Raw genomic sequence first — 18,873 nt, 5'->3', positions numbered from 1 at the left:
GCCACGTTACAGCGGTGATGCTCAAGCCGGCCGAGGATCGCGCCGCGCTGGCCGCGCTGCTGGCCGACAAGCGGATGAATGCCGTGGTGATCGGGCCCGCCGCGGGCGTTGGGCCAAAGACGCGCGACAATGTCCTGATGGTGCTGGAATCGGGCGCAGCCGCCGTGCTTGATGCCGATGCGCTGACCAGCTTTGGCGGCGATGTTGACGCCATGGCGGGTGCCATCAAGGCGCAGGGACGGCCTGTGGTGCTGACCCCCCATGAAGGCGAGTTCGAGCGCTTGTTCGGCACGGTGCCGGGCGGCAAGCTGGAGCGGGCGCGGGCGGCAGCTGTCCTTTCCGGTGCTATCATCGTGCTCAAGGGCAGCGATACGGTGATTGCCAGCCCCGACGGGCGGGCAGCGATCAATGCCAATGCGCCGGCCTGGCTGGGCACAGCGGGCTCGGGCGACGTGCTGGCCGGCATGGTGGCCGGTTTGCTGGGGCAGGGTATGGACGGCTGGGAAGCTGCCTGTGCAGCTGTCTGGCTGCACGCCGAAGCCGCAAACCGGTTTGGCTCTCCGGGGCTGATCAGCGAAGATTTACCCCTGCTGGTGCCGGGTGTGCTGGCCAGTCTTTGATACCGGTCGCGGAAGAAACCGCTGCCTGAAAAAAGTTGGCTGAGCGCGGAAGGTCGCCGCGCAATGCAATGGGCGGGTTGCCCTTGCTGGAAAAACCGCTAGTGGAGTGGCAACGAGCCATGGAGTGCCGATTTTGAGCGAGCTGACCCTGACCCAAGCCATCGACAATATCTATGCGTCGATCAAGAACGACAATGACGAACTGGAAAGCCATATTGCTGCGCTCAAGGCGGCCATGGCGCGTGAAGGCGTGAAGGAAGCCGTCTTCGAGCCCGCCAAGCTGGCGCAGTCCAATCGTCAGGGCCGCAAGATCATGCAGTCCTATTTCAAGAAAAAGGGCGTGGCCGTCAGTTTCTCGGCCTAATTCGGTTTCGGTTGAGCGTTGTGGCCCATCGCTGGTGATTCCGCTGAGCCGCACGGCTCACCGGGTAATCACCGCAAGAGCCAGTTTTGGTTTGCATTTTCCGCAACGCGCAATTAACCCCGCGCCATGAGAATGGCCGACGCGGCGTCCGGCCTATTGAAGCGCGCCGCATTGCCGCCTATCTGTGCCCGTACCGCACAGTGATGCGGCGGCTGCAGGTGCGCAGTCGCGCTGATTCGAATTGACACGATCCCCGGGCTACAATTTCTGGTCCGGGTGGCCACCGTGTCCCAACCAACGACAATGCTAGCCAGTCTCGAACTGGCGCAGCAAAGGGGCAGTACATGCGGGATCCGCACGATATCTACATGAATACGCTCGTTCCGATGGTGGTGGAGCAATCCAACCGCGGCGAACGCGCTTTCGACATCTATTCGCGCTTGCTGCGCGAGCGCATCATTTTCGTGACTGGTGTGGTCGAGGACAATATGGCGTCGCTGATCGTGGCGCAGCTGCTTTTCCTCGAATCAGAGAACCCGAAAAAGGAAATCGCGCTCTATATCAATTCGCCCGGTGGCGTGGTGACCTCTGGCTTGTCGATTTATGACACCATGCAGTTCATCCGTCCGGCCATCGCCACCATGGTGATGGGGCAGGCCGCTTCGATGGGCTCGCTACTGTTGGCCGCCGGCGAGAAAGGTATGCGTACCAGCCTGCCAAACTCGCGCGTCATGGTTCACCAGCCCTCCGGCGGGTTCCAGGGTCAGGTCACCGACATCATGATTCATGCCAAGGAAGTCGAGGGTTTAAAGCGACGCCTTAATCAGATTTATGAGAAGCACACCGGCCGCACATATGAGGAAATCGAGAACGCTCTCGAGCGTGATCGCTTCCTGTCACCCGAGGAGGCCATGACCTTTGGCCTGATCGATAGCGTGCACGACAAGCGCATCGTGCCCGAGACCGCGAGCTAATTGGCTGCGTTAAGCACAATGCTGATGCGCCGTGGACTGTGATCCATGTGCGATTGCACCAAGCCGGATCGGTCTTTAGGATCGGTTCGGCTTAGACTTTCTTTAGGCCCAGGCGTTACCCTTGAGGATACGCTTGGTTTTGGGGGCGCTCTGCCCCCGGGAGTGAACAGATGTCCAAAGAGACGACAAACGGCGAAACCTCAAAGAACACGCTTTATTGCTCGTTCTGCGGGAAATCCCAGCATGAGGTTCGCAAGCTGATCGCCGGTCCGACCGTGTTCATCTGTGATGAATGCGTAGAACTGTGCATGGACATCATCCGCGAAGAGAACAAGACCTCGATGGTCAAGTCCTCCGAGGGCGTGCCGACACCGGCAGATATCTGCAAGGTGCTCGATGATTACGTCATCGGCCAGTTCCGCGCCAAGCGCGTGCTTTCCGTGGCCGTCCACAATCACTACAAGCGCCTGCACCACTCGTCCAAGAACCAGGATATTGAACTTTCCAAGTCCAACATCCTGCTGATCGGCCCAACCGGTTCGGGCAAGACGTTGCTGGCGCAGACCCTGGCGCGCATCCTTGATGTGCCCTTCACCATGGCCGATGCCACCACGCTGACCGAGGCCGGCTATGTCGGCGAGGATGTGGAGAACATCATCCTCAAGCTGCTGCAGGCCGCCGACTACAATGTCGAGAAGGCCCAGCGCGGCATCGTCTATATCGACGAAGTCGACAAGATCAGCCGCAAGTCGGACAATCCGTCCATCACCCGCGACGTTTCAGGCGAAGGCGTGCAGCAGGCACTGCTCAAGATCATGGAAGGTACCGTTGCCTCGGTGCCGCCCCAGGGTGGTCGCAAGCATCCGCAGCAGGAATTCCTGCAGGTGGATACGACCAATATCCTGTTCATCTGCGGTGGTGCCTTCTCGGGTCTGGAAAAGATCATCTCGGCGCGCGGCGAAGGTTCGGGCATCGGCTTCTCGGCCGTGGTCAAGGACCCCAATGATCGTCGCGTGGGCCAGATTCTGGCTGACGTTGCCCCCGAAGATCTGGTCCGTTTCGGCCTGATCCCGGAATTCATCGGCCGTCTGCCGGTGCTCGCAACGCTGGAAGATCTGGATATTTCCGCGCTGATCGAAATCCTGACCTCGCCCAAGAACGCGCTGGTGCGCCAGTACCAGCGGCTGTTCCAGATGGAAGACGTGGAACTGACCTTCAAGGATGAGGCCCTCAAGGCGATCGCCGAGAAGGCCATTGAACGCAAGACCGGTGCGCGCGGCCTGCGTTCGATCATGGAAGGCATCCTTCTCGACACCATGTACGACCTGCCCTCGCTCGAAGGCGTGGAAGAAGTGGTGATCAGCGCCGAAGTGGTGAACGGCAAGGACGTGCGTCCGCTGTACATCTACTCCGAGCGCAAGAAGGAAGACCTGCCCGCCGGGGCATAGGTTTTTCGTAGACCGAATTGAAAGCGCCGGGCCCTTGGGTCCGGCGTTTTCTGTTTGGGCCGTTTCAGGCCGCCGCCTGCGGCTGTGGCCCCACATAGTCCGAGCTTGGCCGGATCAGCTTGCCGGTTTCGGCCTGCTCGCGGGCATGGGCGATCCAGCCGCCGACGCGGCCCATGGCAAAGACGCCGGTGAAGGCCGCGCGCGGGAAGCCGAGGGCTTCGAGCAGCAGGGCGGTGTAGAATTCCACATTGGTGTCGAGCGGTCGGTCGGGTTTTTTGGCCTTGAGCTGGGCCAGGGCGGCGGTTTCGACCGCTTCGGCAAGTGCCAGCCGGGCCGGGTCGATGGCGCCGGCACTGGCGAGGCGGCGCAGGGCGGCCTTGAGGGCATCGGCGCGCGGGTCGCGGACCCGATAGACGCGGTGGCCAAAGCCCATCAGCCGATGGCCGCGCGCCAGTTCGGCGGCAATCCAGGCCGGCGCCTGCTCGGGACTTGCTGCGGCGTCAAGCATGTCGAGCACCGGCCCGGGGGCACCACCATGCAGCGGGCCCTTGAGGGCGCTGAGCGCGGCCAGTACCGACGAGGTCAGCCCGGCCCGGGTTGAGGCCACGACGCGGGCTGCAAAGGTGGAGGCGTTGAGGCCATGGTCGGCGACGGTGACCAGATAACAATCGAGCGCGGCGGCCTGTTGCTGGGTGGGCATGGCGCCGGTCAGCATGCGCAGGGTATCGGCGGCATGGGGCAGCGATGGGTCCGGTGCAAGGGCGGCCTGGCCTGCCTTGAGGCGCAACAGGGCAGGGATGAAGACGGCAGGGGCCGCAACCAGGCGCAGGGCGCTCTGCAGATCATCGCCGTCGGCGAGGCGAGCGAGCAAAGCACGCATGCCATCGACCGGTGGCAGGGCGACCAGCGCGGGGTCGGCGGCGGCGAGATGCTCGAACACTGCCAGACGGGCCGTCCCAAGGGCGCCGGGCATGGCGCCGGACAGCGGAAAGAAGCCGTCAAACAGCAGGCCAAGCACATCTTCGTAGGTGCTGGTGGCGACCAGATCATCAAGTGAGACCCCACGCACGATCAGGCGGCCATTCTTGCCGTCGACATCGGACAATACCGTCTGGGCGGCGACGACATCTTCAAGGCCAGCGTTCATCTTGTTCTCCTATGGTTGTTGCCCGCCAAATTAGGAGCGTCTAGATTGACGTCAATCTTGACCAATTGGATCAATGTGTAGCGATGGACTGGCTGACTGCCCCAGAGGCCCTGACATTGTTGGGGACCCGGCCCCAGACGCTATACGCCAATGTCAGCCGGGGCCGAATCAAGGCGAAGCGCGACCCCGATGACAGCCGCAAGAGCCTCTATCGCGGCGATGATGTGCGGCGGCTGGCCCAGCGCGCGGCGGGACGGCGGCGGCAAGAAACCGTGGCAGCGGAGGCGATCCGCTGGGGCGAGCCGGTGATGCCCTCAAGCCTGTCGACCATTGTCGACGGCCGCTTGCTGTATCGCGGTCAGGATGCGGTGGAACTGGCCGAGCATGGCACGCTGGAAGGCATGGCCGCGCTGCTGTGGGGGGCCGAGCCGTTTCAACTGCCGGTGCGGACCCGCGGCGCCGAGCCATCGCTGCAGGCCGCCTTTATGGCGCTGGCCGAACGTGCGGCCAATGACGCACCCAGTATTGGCCGCTCCGAGCTGATCCTGCGGGTGGAAGCCATTTCGGTATTTGCCAGCGTCGCCAGCGCTTTGGCGGGCGGGCGATCGGCAACTGATCCGTTACACGTGGCGCTGGCCCTAGCCTGGGACCGAGTGGGGGCCGCCGATATCATCCGCCGGGCGCTGGTCTTGCTGGCCGACCACGAACTCAATGCCTCAACCTTTGCCGCGCGGATCACCATTTCCACGGGCGCGCCCTTGTCGGCCGGGGTGCTGACGGGGCTGGCGACGTTGAGCGGGCCGCTGCACGGCGGTGCCAGCGTCGCGGCGCAGGCTCTGGCGGGGCAGGCCAAGAGCCTGGGGGCCGAGGCGGCAGTGCTGGCGCGGCTGGGGCAGGGCGTGAAACTGCCGGCCTTCGGCCACCCGCTCTATCCCGATGGCGACATTCGCGCGGCGGCGCTGTTTGGGCGCTTTACGCCCCCCGAACATTATGCGGCGCTGCATGCGGCGGCCTACAAGATTACCGGCGAGCGGGCCAATATCGATTTTGCGCTGGCGGCGCTGAGCGAGGCCCATGATCTGCCCCATGAGGCGCCCATGGTCCTGTTTGCGCTGGCGCGCAGCGTTGGCTGGCTGGCGCACGGGCTGGAGCAGGCCAAAGGCGGCCAGCTGATCCGACCGCGCGCGCATTATGTCGCGGCCGCTGCCGACCATTAGAGCGGTCTATACGCCCTCAAATGCCGCGGACGGTGGCGTCCACGCCTGTGCGCACGCTCTGGCGTGGCATGATCTGGCGACCGAATAGACTGGCCGTCAAATCCACCAGCAGGCGTGCGCTCATGCTGGCATTGTCGAGATAGGGATTGAGCTCCACCACGTCGAGCGAACCCATGGTGCCGCTGTCGTGGATCATTTCCATCACCAGATGCGCCTCGCGGAAGCTGAGACCGCCTGCGACCGGGGTGCCAGCGCCCGGGGCGATGGCAGGGTCGATGACATCGACATCGAGACTGACATGCAAATGACCGCCGACCGCCTCCACGCGAGCCAGCACCTCACGCATCAGGGCGACCACGCCCATTTCGTCAATGCGCCGCATGTCGATAACCTCGACGCCGCGATCTTCCAGCAACTGGCGCTCGGGACGGTCAATCGAGCGGGCGCCGAACACGGTGACATGGCGCGGATCAATCGTGCCTCGCCAGGGGCCGGAGAACTCCGGTCCAAAATCGGGTTCGCCGCAGAGCAGGGCCAGCGGCATGCCGTGGATATTGCCGGTCTCCGAGGTGGCCGGGGTGTTGAAATCGCCATGCGCATCAACCCACAGCACGAAGAGCGGCTTGCCCGTCGCGTCGCAGTGCTGCGCGACGCCCGACAGGGTGCCGATGGAGAGGCTATGGTCGCCGCCGATGAATACCGGCAGGCGCCCTGCGCCAAGCGCTGCCGCGGCCTGTTGGCTGCTTTGGGCCGCCATGGCCAGCACAGCAGCCTGGCGGCGCTCTGGCGATTGCCAGATGGTGTGGGGTGTGGCGGCGGCAGCGATGTCGCCGTGATCGGTGATGGCGTGACCGAGGCCCGATAGCACATCGGCGAGCCCGGCAATGCGCATGGCGTCTGGACCCATGGTGCAGCCGCGCCGCGATGCGCCAGCGTCGCAGGCAATGCCGAACAGGTCGATGGCGAGAAAGTCCGGCTGGCTCATGGCATGGTCCTGCTCTGGTCGGGGTAGTGGGAACGGCGACGTCGACCACACTATGCAGGAGAGGAGGGCGCGGGAGCCAGCCCGTTGGCGGGGTTATCCGCCGTGCTGCGTGATAGCGGTACACAAACCCGCCAGCGCGCTTGATCTTGTGGGCCAGCATGCGCATCTAACGGTGCATAGGGCACGGTATCCAGTCGTGCCCGCATCCACCCTGCGGTCAAGGCACACCGGTGTTTCCGGCCCAATTGCATATCTTGTGTGCATGTTGACGTTAACCGTCAGTTTTCCGGCACAGTTGACTTGCGGCAGCGGTAGATGGACCTATTTATTAACTGGAATCAGCCCAGCCTCAATGTCTGGAGCTGTCTACTACTACGGGCGCGCACCTCTCTTCCTCTCCCCGCGCGCCCCGGAAAGGATACGAGATGACGGACGTTATTCCCACAGGCGGCGAAGCAAGCCGGGATCGCGTTTACCCGGTACTCCCGCTGCGCGATATCGTGGTGTTCCCCGGCATGATCGTGCCGCTGTTTGTCGGCCGCGAAAAATCGGTCAAGGCGCTTGAGGAAGTCATGCGCGACGACAAACACATCCTTGTCGTAACCCAGAAAAATGCCCAGGACGACGATCCGGCTCCCGATCAGATCTACGACACCGGTACCATTGCGACGGTATTGCAGTTGCTCAAGTTGCCGGACGGCACCGTCAAGGTGCTGGTCGAAGGGCTGCATCGCGCCACCATTGATCGCTATTTGCAGACCGAAGACTATTTCGAGGCTGAGGGTTCCATCCTGCCTGAGCCGGCTGAAGACGCGGTCGAGATCGAGGCGCTGTCGCGTTCGGCGCTGGCCGAGTTCGAAAACTATGTGAAGCTGAACAAGAAGATTTCAGCGGAAGTAGTTGCGGCTGTCGGGCAGATCGAAAATCACTCCAAGCTGGCCGATACCATTGCCAGCCATCTGGTGATCAAGATCGCCGAAAAGGAAGACCTGCTGTCCTGCGTCTCGGTGATCGAGCGGTTCGGCAAGATCCTTGGCCTGATGGAAGGCGAAATCGGCGTGCTGCAGGTGGAAAAGCGCATCCGTGGCCGCGTCAAGCGGCAGATGGAGAAGACCCAGCGCGAGTACTATCTCAACGAGCAGATGAAGGCGATCCAGAAGGAACTGGGTGACGGTGAAGAGGGCTCCAACGAGATTGCCGAGATCGAGGAGCGCATTGCCAAGACCCGTCTGTCCAAGGAAGCCAAGCTCAAGGCGGAAAGCGAGCTGAAAAAGCTTAAGGCGATGAGCCCGATGTCGGCTGAAGCCACCGTGGTGCGCAATTATCTTGATACATTGCTCGGCCTGCCCTGGGGCAAGAAGAGCAAGGTCAAGCGCGATCTGGTGCTGGCCGAGAAGGTGCTCGACGAAGATCACTATGGCCTCGAAAAGGTCAAGGAACGCATCCTTGAGTATCTGGCCGTGCAAGGTCGTACCGGCTCGCCAAAGGGCCCGATCCTGTGTCTCGTCGGCCCTCCGGGCGTCGGCAAGACCTCGCTTGGCAAGTCGATTGCCAAGGCGACCGGCCGTGCCTTCGTGCGCATGGCGCTGGGCGGGGTACGGGATGAAGCCGAAATCCGCGGCCATCGCCGCACCTATATCGGCTCCATGCCCGGCAAGGTGATCCAGTCGCTCAAGAAGGTGGGCAAGTCCAACCCGCTGTTCCTGCTCGACGAGATCGACAAGATGGGCCAGGACTTCCGGGGCGATCCGAGTTCAGCACTACTTGAAGTGCTCGATCCGGAACAGAACCACACCTTTGCCGATCACTATCTCGAGGTCGATTATGATCTGAGCGATGTGATGTTCGTCACCACTTCGAACACGCTCAACATTCCGGGCCCCTTGATGGACCGCATGGAGATCATTCGCCTGTCCGGTTACACCGAGCAGGAGAAGCACGCGATCGCCAAGCAGCACCTGATCCCGGAAACGCTCAAGGAAAACGGCCTCGCCCATGGCGAGTTCGAACTGAGTGACGAGATGCTGACGGCCTTGATCCAGCGCTACACTCGTGAAGCGGGTGTGCGTAACCTCAAGCGCGAAATCAGCAAGCTGATGCGCAAGGCGGTGACCGAAATCGTCAAGACCAAGGTCAAGAAAGTGGTCATCGACGAAGAAAAGCTGACCAAGTTCCTGGGTGCCGACATCTACACCCATGGTGAGATCGAAGCCGAGGCACAGGTCGGTCTGGTGACCGGGCTGGCCTGGACCTCGGTGGGTGGCGAACTGCTGACCATCGAAGGCGTGATGACGCCGGGTAAAGGTCGGATGACCGTGACCGGCAACATCAAGGAAGTGATGAAGGAATCGCTGACGGCAGCCACGGCCTATGTCCGGTCCAAGTCGATCGAGTTCGGCATCAAGCCGCCCATGTTTGACACGCGCGATATCCACGTGCACCTGCCCGAAGGCGCAACGCCCAAGGACGGTCCATCGGCGGGTATCGGCATGGCGACGGCGATTGTCTCGGTGATGACCGGCATTGCCGTGCGCAATGATGTCGCCATGACTGGCGAGATCACCCTGCGTGGCCGGGTGCTGCCGATTGGTGGCCTCAAGGAGAAGCTGCTTGCAGCGCTCCGTGGCGGCATCAAGACAGTGCTGATTCCTGAGGAAAATGTCCGCGATCTCGCCGAGATCCCGGATATCGTCAAGGAAGGGATGGAGATCATCCCGGTCAGCCGGATGGACCAGGTGATCAAGCATGCGCTGGTCAGCCAACCTGTGCCGATCGAGTGGGACTTTGAAGCTGCGGCTGCCGCTGCGGCCGCCAAGGTCGATGCGCCGACGGACGACACCACGACCGGCCTGCCGCATTAGGCCGGACGAAGCAATGAACGCAAACGGCGGTCCGCAAGGACCGCCGTTTTTGTTTGAGCGCTTGATAGAGATCAAATTCACTGCCGCGCTTCCGACTTACGCTCGTTCGACACGGAAGTCGGAGACATGTGGTGACGCAGGCGGTGGGAGATTATGCCGATCCGGCGGTCATTGACTGGCTGCTTGCTGGCGATGTCGCCATAGCCTTTCAGGCCCGGCGCGACCTGCTGGACGATAAGGACCAGCAGTTGCAGGCCCGGATAGCAGGTGAGGGGTGGGGTAGGCGTTTTCTTGCCGCACGTCATGCTGACGGCAGCTGGGGGCAGGGGTTCTATCAGCCCAAGTGGATCAGCTCGCATTATACGCTGCTCGACCTCAGGACGCTGGAGATCGACCCGCGCAACGAACAGATTCGGCAGAGCATTGCCAAGATCGCTTCTGAGGAGAAGAGGCCCGATGGTGGAATTGGCCCGGCCCGGTCGATCCCGGTGAGCGATGTCTGCGTCAATGGCATGTTTCTCAACTATGCATCCTACTTCCACAGCCCGGAGACCGATCTGCAATCCATCGTCGATTTCATCCTTGCGCAGCGGATGGACGATGGCGGGTTCAACTGCCGCAGGAATATGTCGGGCGCGCAGCACAGCTCATTGCATTCCAGCCTGTCGGTGGCCGAGGGAATTCAGCAATACACCGCGAGTGGCTATGCCTATCGGCTGCCTGAGCTGGTTGAGGCGGCAGCGTCGGCACGCGCGTTCATGCTCCGGCACCGCCTGTTTCGCTCGCAACGCACTGGTGAGATCATAAGTCCGCAAATGTTGCGCTTTGCGTTCCCGCCGCGCTGGAGGTTCAACATTCTCCGCGCGTTGGACCATTTTCGGGCCGCCGGTCAGCCCTGGGATTCCCGCATGTCGGATGCACTGGTGATCGTGGCCTCAAAGCAGCGGTCGGATGGAAGATGGCTCTTGCCGGCGGCACATCCCGGCCAGGTCCATTTCCAGATGGAACAGGTTGGGCTGCCCAGCAGATGGAATACGCTCCTGGCACTACGTGTCCTACGCCGGTTTGGTGCCGAGATGGTGGCAACCCCCCGGGCGGTGTGACCGGATGAGCAACGGCAGTCCGAAAGGGCCGCCGTTTTCTTGGTCAGTGCGGTAGGTTCGCCGAGCGTTAACCCGCCATGCGCTCGAACCTCTGCACCGACGGATCGATCACACCCCAGGCAGGACCACGCATGCTGTAGGTCAGGGCCTGTGGGTTGAACTGACCGGGATCATCCAGGGCACTGGCATGGACCGCGATCAGGTCCGGCATGGCGGTGAAGGTCAGGTATACCGGCGTGCCACAATTGGGACAGAAGGCATGGAGCTTGTCATGCCCACTGTCCGCAGTGACGCGCCATTCCGACGCCTGGCCGGTGATCCGCATGTCGCTCCGGCGCGGAAAGGTGAGGTAGGAGCTGTGGTCGGTACCACTGCGCTTCTGGCAATCCAGGCACTGGCAGTGGTTTTGGAAGATGGGCCGCTGACCTGTCTCGAAACGGATCGCGCCACAGGCGCAGCCGCCAGCATAGGATATTGTCATAGGTTGGGCGCCTTGCGTCATACAACCGGCCCGGCCAGCTCTGGCAGATCCGCCTTGCCGGTTTCGATCAACTGCTTGAGGCTGCCTTGGATCAGCGCGGTCCAGGCGTCCGCACAGGTGTCGTAGCACTCTACCTCGGGCTTGAGGCCGACATGGGTAAAAGTGACTTCGGTCCGGCTACCGGTGCCGACGATGTCGAAGGCGATCGTGGTGCCGGTCCATTCGGAACGATCCCTGAGGAAGCTGAGGTCGGCGTCCAGGACATCCCAGGCGACGCGTCGGCCTGGCACAAGTTCGGTGACCTCCTGCCGCGAATAATGCAGATCCTGGTAGCGATAGGTGAACACATCGCCGAGTGCGGCCGTATCTCCCTCGAAGGCGCCGCTCCACCAGGCGCGGGGGTTGATAATGGCGGCAAAGGCGGCCTCCGGGCTCTGGTTCACCCTGAATGTGGTTGTGTAGCTTTCGGTCGTCATGGGTTGCTCCTTGGCTCGTTGTGGCCGGCGCGCACCTGTCCATGCCCTGGGCGAGCACTGACTGCGGCCGGATAGAAAGTTGATTGCGCTACTGGCGGCCGTCAGGCGGCCTTGGGTTTGGCGAAGACGTCGAGCGCACGGCCCGTCTCGAGGAATGACTTCAGACTGGACAGGACTAGCGGCCAGCCCTTGGTGACGCCCTTGGCCATGCCGCCGCCGGCCAGCAAGTCGTCATGGGCGACGGTGAGCCGTACCATGTCCTCATATTCCTCGATGTCGAATGTCACGCGGCTGTAGCTGTCGGGGTCTGCTTCCTGCGACGCATTCGTCCAGGTCATGACAAGACGTTTGGGTGGGGATACCTCGACCACCTTGCCGACCAGTTCGACGGTGCGATCGTCATTGGCGCGGATATGTTCCCAGCGGGACCCGGGCTTCCAGTCCGACACATTCTCATGGCCCCAGTAGCGCCTTGCCAGGTCTGGTCGGGTAATGGCTGCGAACACCTTCTCCGGGGTCGACTGGATATAGGTAACATAGACAAAGCTGATGGTTTCTTTGGCGGTCATTCCTGGTTTCCTTCGAGTTCCGTCTTCAGGTCGTGCAGCGCCTTAAGCCGCTCAAGTTCGAATTTGCGTACCCAGCGCTCGTAGATGTCGTGCAGGGGCACGGGGTTGATGAAATGCAGCTTCTCCCTGCCGCGCTTTGCCGTGCTCACCAGATTGGCGTCTTCCAGCAAGGCGAGGTGCTGCGTTGCCGATTGCCGAGTCATCGCCAGATTTTCGCAAAGCTGGCTGAGCGTCTGGCCATTTTTCTCGTGCAGAAGGTCGAGCAGCCTCCTGCGGGTCGGATCGGCCAGAGCCTTGAAAACCTTGTCTGCGTCCATTGTTCTCTCAAATCTGCAACAGAATATGCAGTCAAATGACTGCATGTCAAGGGCAGGTATCTGCCTGCCCTTTCCGCTGGTACGACGCGAGAGGTGCAGGCGCAATTGCTCCTGCCGAAATTTGTCAGCACCGGTCGCCATTGTGGTAGCGGCATGCGTGGGAACAAAAACGGAACAAATCTTGTAACGGCGCTGTGAAGTGGTTACAACCTTGTGCCCGGAACGGCGGAACTGAGGAGGAACGAAACTTGAACAGGGCCCTTGTCGTCATTCTGACCGCCGTCACGCTTGATGCGGTGGGGATCGGCCTGATCTTTCCCATTTTGCCGGCCCTGCTGCGCGATGTCGGCCATATCAGCGAAGTGGCGACCCTGCTGGGCATCATGCTGGCGCTGTATTCGGCCTGCCAGTCCTGTTCTCACCCATTCTGGGCGTGCTCAGCGACCGTTTTGGTCGGCGTCCGGTCCTGCTGATCTCGCTGGCCGGCGCGGCGATCGACTATCTTGTCATGTCCCTGGCGCCCGAATTGTGGATGCTGGTACTGGGGCGCGCCGTTTCCGGGGTGACCAGTGCCAATATGGCCGTGGCGACGGCCTATATCACCGATATTTCCAGCGAAGGTGAGCGGGCCAGGCGCTTTGGGCTGTTTCACGCCATGTTCGGCATTGGCTTCATCATCGGGCCGGTGCTGGGTGGGCTATTGGGCGACTACTGGGTGCGGGCGCCCTTTGTGGCGGCAGCGCTGCTCAATGGCCTCAATTTCGCGCTGGCGCTGTTCGTGCTTCCCGAATCGCGACCGGGCCAGCCTGGCGCCCGGTTCGACCTCGGTACTCTCAACCCGTTCAAGCCACTGCGCTGGGCATTCTCCTTCGCGGCGCTGATTCCCCTGATGGCGATTTTCGTCATCATGAATTTCGTCGGCACCATGTACGGCACTATGTGGGCGCTGTTCAGCGAGGACAGCTTGGCCTGACAATCGGCCTGTCGCTCGGCGCTTTCGGGGTATTCCATGCTGGCGCACAGGCGTTTCTCACCGGCCCGGCCGTGGCCAGGCTGGGGGAGCGCTGGGCGCTGATTATAGGCATGGGCTGCGAACTGACGGCGCTGATCGTGCTGGGTTTTGCGACGCAGGGCTGGGTATTGTTCGCGCTGGCGCCACTGTTTGCCCTGGGCGGTATCGGCATGCCGGCCCTGCAATCGCTGGTGACCACACAGGTGGGGCCGGACAAGCAGGGCCAGCTGCAAGGCGTGCTCGCGAGTCTGGTGAGCCTGGCGGCGGTGGGCGGGCCACTGTTCTTCAGCTTCGTGTATTTCGGCGTCAGAAACGAGTGGCCGGGGCTAATCTGGATTGTCGGAGCCGCGATTTATCTGCTGGCCCTGCCGCTGATGCTGGGAATCCGGCGGCGCCCGATTGTGGCACCAAAGGTCAGTGCATAACCTTGATTTGGGCGGAAATCCCCCGGAAAACCTGCCTAAACTGACATTGCGGACTTGTGGGACGGGTATTTCCGGTCCATTAACAGTTCTGCACCGTCCGGCCTCGCCAAAAGCCCGGAAATCCTTGCGTTTCACTCAGAATCGACCAAGGGTTGCCGTGTTTTACTATTTGCCAGCGAGGGCGGGCAATTCACTCTGAGGAAACGCAATGAACAAGAACGATCTGATTGGCGTTGTCGCCGACAAAGCGACGATCACTAAGGCACAGGCCGGTGAAGCGGTTGACGCAGTGTTTGCCGCAATCACCGACACACTCAAGGCTGGCGACGAAGTCCGTCTCGTTGGCTTCGGCACTTTTGCCGTGTCGCAGCGCAAGGCCTCGACCGGCCGTAACCCTGCTACTGGCGCCGAGATCCAGATCCCGGCTTCCAACCAGGCCAAGTTCAAGCCCGGCAAGGGCCTGAAGGACGCGATCAACTAAGTTCAGTCATCTTGACTGATGCTGTGATCGGCCCCGAGCGCCTTGCGCCGGGGCCTTTTCATGTCCAGCGCATTTCATGGTTGACGATAGCGGGCAGGGACCGTAATCAGGGCCACCTTGCAACGGTCGACGCGACCGAAGCGGGCGATTAGCTCAGTTGGTAGAGCGCTTCGTTTACACCGAAGATGTCGGCGGTTCGAGCCCGTCATCGCCCACCATTCTTCCCCCGTTCGCAGAAATGGCATTCACCGTGCACAGTCTGCCAACCGATGGGCCCGGTATGGTGCCGGCGATCGAAGGGGGTGTCATTCTAAAAATTCAGATTAAAAAACCGTCGTTAAGGGCTGATAGCGTGTCCTTTTTCCACAGTGTACGACGCATTCTCGAAAATGTCGCAGCAATCTGGATTTGCTTGCTTGACTTGACCCGAGGGGGTCGGTAAACGAACCCCACGTTGCGCAGATGACCAGTTCATCCGCCGCTGCGGGAGTAGCTCAGTTGGTTAGAGCGCCGGCCTGTCACGCCGGAGGTCGCGGGTTCGAGCCCCGTCTCTCGCGCCACCCTTTTCCCAGGGTTTGCGCGTTTCACTCCCCTACAGTTTCAACTTTTTGAACTTGCTGTGTTCTTCGCTCAGATGATTGCGCCCATTCTTGTGCGCTTCGTCGGCTACTCGAACTGCTGCCGCACTAACTGCATTTACGTTTTCGAAGCCCTTGGTTCTGATCGATCGGGTTCCCCATCTCATAAAGAACAAAGCCCTGCGAGTTGTGATGGGCATGCCACTGCTGACGGCCTGCACTGACGTAGGCTGATGACAATCGACAGCAGTGAATTGCACGTCCGAATCCGCCGCTATTGTGCGCTCGATCCCAATCCTGCCGGTTCGGATGGCGGCCTTGCTACGGACTTGGCGTCTTCTGACGTATTGTTGCTGCTCTAAGGACTTCTGGCGGAAGCAACCTTGCGTTGATCCCATGCATGGTCCTTCCGGCTGCCCTTGGTGCCCAAAGCACCAAGCAGCCACATGTGACGCACCGATGGAAGTCAACATTCTTAGGGCCCCAAGCGTAGCTGTCCGTGGTACCGGAACCCGGCATCCCCTGGATCTCGTTCACCTCGTAGTACGCCCAGAGCACGCCGTACCGTCGACACAAGCTGCAGTGACATTCGACGACCTCTGTCGGTGGGCGGACCAATGTGAGTTCGATGCCACCGCAGTGGCAACTGGCACGCACAGGTGTTGTTTGAGAGCTCACGTTGACCTTCATCGTCCTACTTTCGGAACACGTTTGTCGCAAAGGTCGAGATGGCCTGCACCGTCGCTTCGGGCTGTTCCTCCGCGAGCCAGTGTCCTGAGCCCTCAATGACCAGGGTTTCAATGTTGGTCACACCATGAGCGATAAATGATCGTTCCATTATGGGCAAAGCGGAAGCTGTCGAAAACTCGGCGCCGACCACCAGCATCGGGACGTCGAGCCTATCGTTGTGACTGTTGAAGAACACGGCAATGACACTGCCTCACTCGCGCACAGCTCGGCGCTAAACGCTCACGCCGAAAAGACGGCCAATGAGCGCGGTGACAGCCATAGCGGCCGCGCCCCAGAACAGGACGCGCGCGGTGGGGCGCAGCTTTGGGGCGCCGCCCGCTTGAGCACCCAGCGCGCCCAGCCCTGCCAGGCAGATCAGGGTTGTGACCACCACTACTGGAATAATCGTGCCCGCAGGCGCCAGCACGGCCGCGATCAGCGGCAAGGCGGCGGCTATGGTAAAGGTCAAGCCCGAGGCCAGTGCCGCCTGCAGGGGATTGGCACTATGGACTTCCGATAGGCCAAGCTCGTCTTGCACATGGGCACTCAGAGCGTCTCTTTCGGTCATTTCCCTGGCGACCAGCGCCGCTGTGGCCGGCGATAGCCCGCGCGACTCGTAGATCGAAGCGAGTTCGGCCTCTTCCTCGACCGGCGTGTCTATCAAAGCCTGTCTTTCGCGCGAGATGTCGGCGCGTTCGATGTCGGATTGCGAGCTGACCGAGACATATTCTCCTGCCGCCATGGACATGGCACCGGCGGCCAGCCCCGCCACGCCGGCGATCAGCACGGCGCCAGGGCTTGGATCTGCCGCGGCGACGCCAACGATTAGCGAGGACACCGAGACGATACCATCGTTGGCGCCCAGCACGGCGGCCCGCAGCCAGCCGGCGCGGTTGATGAAGTGGATCTCCTCATGGGCAGATTGGTAAGGAAGGCTCATGTCGTTCTACCTTGAGTTCTGTGCCCGTTTGGATGCGCCATGGGCAGTTTGCTACTTAGCGTCGTGTTTTGGGAAGCACCAACACGACTTCAAAGCCATCAATCGCGCCGGGGGCGGGAGAATGAAGGGATAAGGCACCGCCGGCCTGCTCGATGATCGACCGCGCAATGGATAGGCCGAGGCCACTGCCGTCCGCCGTGGTGGCGCCGCGCATGAAGGGCTGCCCGAGACGGCTCAGTTCAGCAGCCTCGACCAGCTTGCCGGCATTGCGAACACGCACCGTCCCGTTGTCGTACAGAATATGCACCGGATGGGTCGGTGCTCCATGCTTGAGCGCATTTTCGATCAGATTGCGCAGTGCGATGGCGAAGGCATCGGGATCCATGGGCGCTATGAGATTGGCGGTTGCGGTATCGATCCGTACCCGGTCGTGCCAAATCGTGGTGGCATTGATGTCGTCAACCACCATGGTCAGCACCGGCCGCAGATTCGTTTCAAGGTCAGAACGGGCAAACCCGGCCTCGATGCGAGCCATCTGCAGCAGTTTTTCCGACAGTGTGGCCAGGTGCTTCAGCGACCTTTCGATTTCTGCAAGCCGCGCTGCGCTTGGACCGTTGCCAAGCTCCGCGGCCAACTGCTGGGTCTGCGCCAAGGCACCGGCGATCGGGGTTCGCAGTTCGTGGGCGCTTCGAGCCGCAAATGAACGCTCAGCATCGAGAGCTGACTTCAAGCGGGACATCAGGGCGCCGATAGCCTCGGCAATCGGGGCGAGCTCGGCTGGATGGCCGTCCGATAGGAGTGGCTGCAGGTTCCGGCTGTCCCGCTTGGCAATATCGCGGCGCAGCGCCTCAAGCGGTCGGAGCGCCAGGCGCATGGCCAGCCAGACACCGCCGGCCATCAGAGGCAGAAGGGCGAGCAGGGGAAATCCGAGAGCGTAGATGGCGTCCATCAGCCCATTGAGGCGCCGGTCGCTGGTTTCGACAACGCGGATGGAAAAGCCGCTGCGATCCCTCAGGCCGAAGCTGCGCTGAGCATCGATATCGGCGAAGCCATCCGGCAGGTCAGCGGGCACAACGAGGTCATCCGCGTGTTGATCGCGCAGCACGATATCGCCCAGACTATTGAATACGATGTAGGTGAAGCTGGAATCGTGCGGCACGGGCCTGACGCGCTCCTCGTCACCGCCCCGCTCTTCGCGGTCGCCGTCGCTGTCTTCCTCTATGTCAGTGCCGACGACCAGGCGCCCGCCTTCGCGCCGTTCGCGCAGGTCGTGCACGGCAAGTGGCAGCAGGCGCTGAGCGCTCTGCTCCAAGCTGTCGTCATAAGCCTCGTTGAGTTCGTGCTGCATGACGCCGACCGAAATGGCCGCGGCGCCGATCCACAGCAAGGCCATGCCGGCGGTGAGGCCGAGCGCCAAGCGGAGGGCAATCGAGGGGCGCCGCTTCATGCATTCACCTGGTAGCCGAGGCCGCGAATAGTCTGAACGAAGTCTCGACCCAGCTTCTTGCGCAGCCGGCTGACATAGACCTCCACCGCATTGCTCTCCACTTCCGCGCCAAAGGCATAGAGTGAGTCCTCGATCTCCGACTTGGTGACGATGCCGCCGCGGCGCGCCAGCAGGCGCTCGAGCACCGCCCATTCCCGCGCCGTCAGATTGGCTTTTTCGCCGGCAACGCTGACGGCGCGTCGCCCCAGGTCGATGGTCACACCGGCAGAGGTGATCTCGGGCGCAGGGTTGCCGCCATAGCGGCGGGCCACCGCGGCGATGCGGGCCCCCATCTCGGCCAGGTCGAACGGCTTGACCAGATAGTCGTCTGCGCCGGAATTGAGACCCTCGATGCGGATGGCGACCTGATCCTGCGCCGTAGTGATGATTACCGGCACCGCATTGCCGGTCGACCGGAGTTCCTTCAGCAAATCGAGACCACGGCCATCGGGCAGGTTGAGGTCGAGCAGCACCAGCTCGTAGGGAACGCTGGCAAGGGCCAGCCTTGCATCGTCGAGCCGTTGCATCCAGTCGACCGCATGGCCGGTGGACAATACATGATCGCGGATGGCGCCGCCCAGCACATGGTCATCTTCGATCAACAGGACTCGCATGGTTGGGCTCCCCGGCACCGCATAGCGGCCTAACCTTACACCAGGC

At 61.9% G+C, this 18,873-nt stretch carries 18 protein-coding genes, 2 tRNA genes and 1 pseudogene; 11 read left to right on the top strand and 10 right to left on the bottom strand.

What is annotated here, in order from left to right; all coding sequences use genetic code 11:
* From Q8O80_RS01795 to clpX, 4 genes are all read left to right on the top strand, one after another.
* A partial coding sequence (locus Q8O80_RS01795) for an ADP/ATP-dependent (S)-NAD(P)H-hydrate dehydratase (RefSeq protein WP_305576292.1) occupies positions 1-620 on the top strand: 620 nt, incomplete at its 5' end.
* Positions 621-753: 133 nt separating this feature from the next.
* The gene (locus Q8O80_RS01790; protein WP_305576290.1) at positions 754-984 is read left to right on the top strand and encodes a hypothetical protein; all 231 of its coding nucleotides are present in this window, start codon (positions 754-756) and stop codon (positions 982-984) included.
* Positions 985-1,328: 344 nt separating this feature from the next.
* Positions 1,329-1,958, top strand: coding sequence for an ATP-dependent Clp protease proteolytic subunit (locus Q8O80_RS01785; RefSeq protein ID WP_305576288.1), 630 nt, complete (start codon positions 1,329-1,331; stop codon positions 1,956-1,958).
* Positions 1,959-2,128: 170 nt separating this feature from the next.
* A complete protein-coding gene (clpX, locus tag Q8O80_RS01780; protein ID WP_305576285.1) occupies positions 2,129-3,406 on the top strand; it encodes an ATP-dependent Clp protease ATP-binding subunit ClpX in 1,278 nt (425 codons plus the stop codon).
* A gap of 64 nt (positions 3,407-3,470) precedes the next feature.
* On the opposite strand, the gene Q8O80_RS01775 is transcribed toward clpX, so the two are convergent.
* Complete coding sequence (locus tag Q8O80_RS01775; protein ID WP_305576283.1) at positions 3,471-4,553, bottom strand: citrate synthase/methylcitrate synthase; 1,083 nt, start codon at positions 4,551-4,553, stop codon at positions 3,471-3,473.
* An 83-nt stretch (positions 4,554-4,636) separates the two neighbouring features.
* Between Q8O80_RS01775 and Q8O80_RS01770 the strand changes: the two genes are divergently transcribed.
* On the top strand, positions 4,637-5,770 hold the full coding sequence (locus tag Q8O80_RS01770) for a citrate/2-methylcitrate synthase (protein WP_305576281.1): 1,134 nt from the start codon (positions 4,637-4,639) through the stop codon (positions 5,768-5,770).
* A 16-nt stretch (positions 5,771-5,786) separates the two neighbouring features.
* On the opposite strand, the gene rocF is transcribed toward Q8O80_RS01770, so the two are convergent.
* A complete protein-coding gene (gene rocF / locus Q8O80_RS01765; RefSeq protein ID WP_305576279.1) occupies positions 5,787-6,755 on the bottom strand; it encodes an arginase in 969 nt (322 codons plus the stop codon).
* 425 nt (positions 6,756-7,180) lie between these two features.
* On the opposite strand from rocF, the gene lon reads away from it, so the two are divergent.
* Together lon and Q8O80_RS01755 are read left to right on the top strand one after the other, a co-directional pair.
* Positions 7,181-9,616, top strand: a complete 2,436-nt coding sequence (gene lon, locus Q8O80_RS01760) for an endopeptidase La (RefSeq protein ID WP_305576277.1) — start codon at positions 7,181-7,183, stop codon at positions 9,614-9,616.
* 131 nt (positions 9,617-9,747) lie between these two features.
* Positions 9,748-10,719, top strand: a complete 972-nt coding sequence (locus Q8O80_RS01755; RefSeq protein ID WP_305576275.1) for a hypothetical protein — start codon at positions 9,748-9,750, stop codon at positions 10,717-10,719.
* A gap of 67 nt (positions 10,720-10,786) precedes the next feature.
* Here Q8O80_RS01755 and Q8O80_RS01750 read toward each other — a convergent pair whose 3' ends face one another.
* From Q8O80_RS01750 to Q8O80_RS01735, 4 genes are all read right to left on the bottom strand, one after another.
* Entirely contained in the window at positions 10,787-11,200 is a 414-nt protein-coding gene (locus tag Q8O80_RS01750; protein ID WP_305576273.1) for a GFA family protein, read from the bottom strand.
* Positions 11,201-11,217: 17 nt separating this feature from the next.
* On the bottom strand, positions 11,218-11,676 hold the full coding sequence (locus tag Q8O80_RS01745) for an SRPBCC domain-containing protein (RefSeq protein ID WP_305576271.1): 459 nt from the start codon (positions 11,674-11,676) through the stop codon (positions 11,218-11,220).
* Positions 11,677-11,777: 101 nt separating this feature from the next.
* Positions 11,778-12,245, bottom strand: a complete 468-nt coding sequence (locus Q8O80_RS01740) for an SRPBCC family protein (protein ID WP_305576269.1) — start codon at positions 12,243-12,245, stop codon at positions 11,778-11,780.
* Entirely contained in the window at positions 12,242-12,562 is a 321-nt protein-coding gene (locus tag Q8O80_RS01735; protein ID WP_305576267.1) for a helix-turn-helix transcriptional regulator, read from the bottom strand. Before Q8O80_RS01735 ends, Q8O80_RS01740 begins: the two co-directional genes overlap by 4 nt.
* 248 nt (positions 12,563-12,810) lie before the next feature.
* Between Q8O80_RS01735 and Q8O80_RS01730 the strand changes: the two are divergent.
* From Q8O80_RS01730 to Q8O80_RS01715, 4 genes and pseudogenes are all read left to right on the top strand, one after another.
* Positions 12,811-13,999: pseudogene (locus Q8O80_RS01730) on the top strand (TCR/Tet family MFS transporter).
* Positions 14,000-14,207: 208 nt separating this feature from the next.
* Positions 14,208-14,480 carry an HU family DNA-binding protein gene (locus Q8O80_RS01725; protein WP_305576265.1) on the top strand — a complete coding sequence of 91 codons (273 nt, stop codon included), beginning with the start codon at positions 14,208-14,210 and terminating at the stop codon, positions 14,478-14,480.
* Positions 14,481-14,622: 142 nt separating this feature from the next.
* A tRNA-Val gene (locus Q8O80_RS01720) sits at positions 14,623-14,698 on the top strand.
* Between the two features lie 265 nt (positions 14,699-14,963).
* Positions 14,964-15,040 (top strand) — tRNA-Asp (locus tag Q8O80_RS01715).
* A gap of 712 nt (positions 15,041-15,752) precedes the next feature.
* Here Q8O80_RS01715 and Q8O80_RS01710 read toward each other — a convergent pair.
* The 4 genes from Q8O80_RS01710 to Q8O80_RS01695 are packed head-to-tail and all read right to left on the bottom strand — an operon-like array spanning position 15,753 to position 18,827.
* The gene (locus Q8O80_RS01710; protein ID WP_305576263.1) at positions 15,753-15,983 is read right to left on the bottom strand and encodes an alpha/beta fold hydrolase; all 231 of its coding nucleotides are present in this window, start codon (positions 15,981-15,983) and stop codon (positions 15,753-15,755) included.
* 36 nt (positions 15,984-16,019) lie between these two features.
* On the bottom strand, positions 16,020-16,727 hold the full coding sequence (locus Q8O80_RS01705) for a VIT family protein (RefSeq protein ID WP_305576262.1): 708 nt from the start codon (positions 16,725-16,727) through the stop codon (positions 16,020-16,022).
* 55 nt (positions 16,728-16,782) lie between these two features.
* Positions 16,783-18,174 (bottom strand): HAMP domain-containing sensor histidine kinase, encoded by a 1,392-nt coding sequence (locus Q8O80_RS01700; RefSeq protein ID WP_305576260.1) that lies wholly within the window; start codon positions 18,172-18,174, stop codon positions 16,783-16,785.
* Positions 18,171-18,827, bottom strand: a complete 657-nt coding sequence (locus Q8O80_RS01695) for a response regulator transcription factor (protein ID WP_305576258.1) — start codon at positions 18,825-18,827, stop codon at positions 18,171-18,173. Before Q8O80_RS01695 ends, Q8O80_RS01700 begins: the two co-directional genes overlap by 4 nt.
* Between the last annotated feature and the right edge of the window lie 46 nt (positions 18,828-18,873).

The sequence above is a fragment of the Devosia sp. genome, from assembly GCF_030689745.1.
Taxonomy (GTDB): Bacteria; Pseudomonadota; Alphaproteobacteria; order Rhizobiales; family Devosiaceae; genus Devosia; species Devosia alba.
The sequence above is the reverse complement of the archived record's forward strand: the minus strand, read 5'-3'. Positions and strand labels throughout refer to the sequence as shown.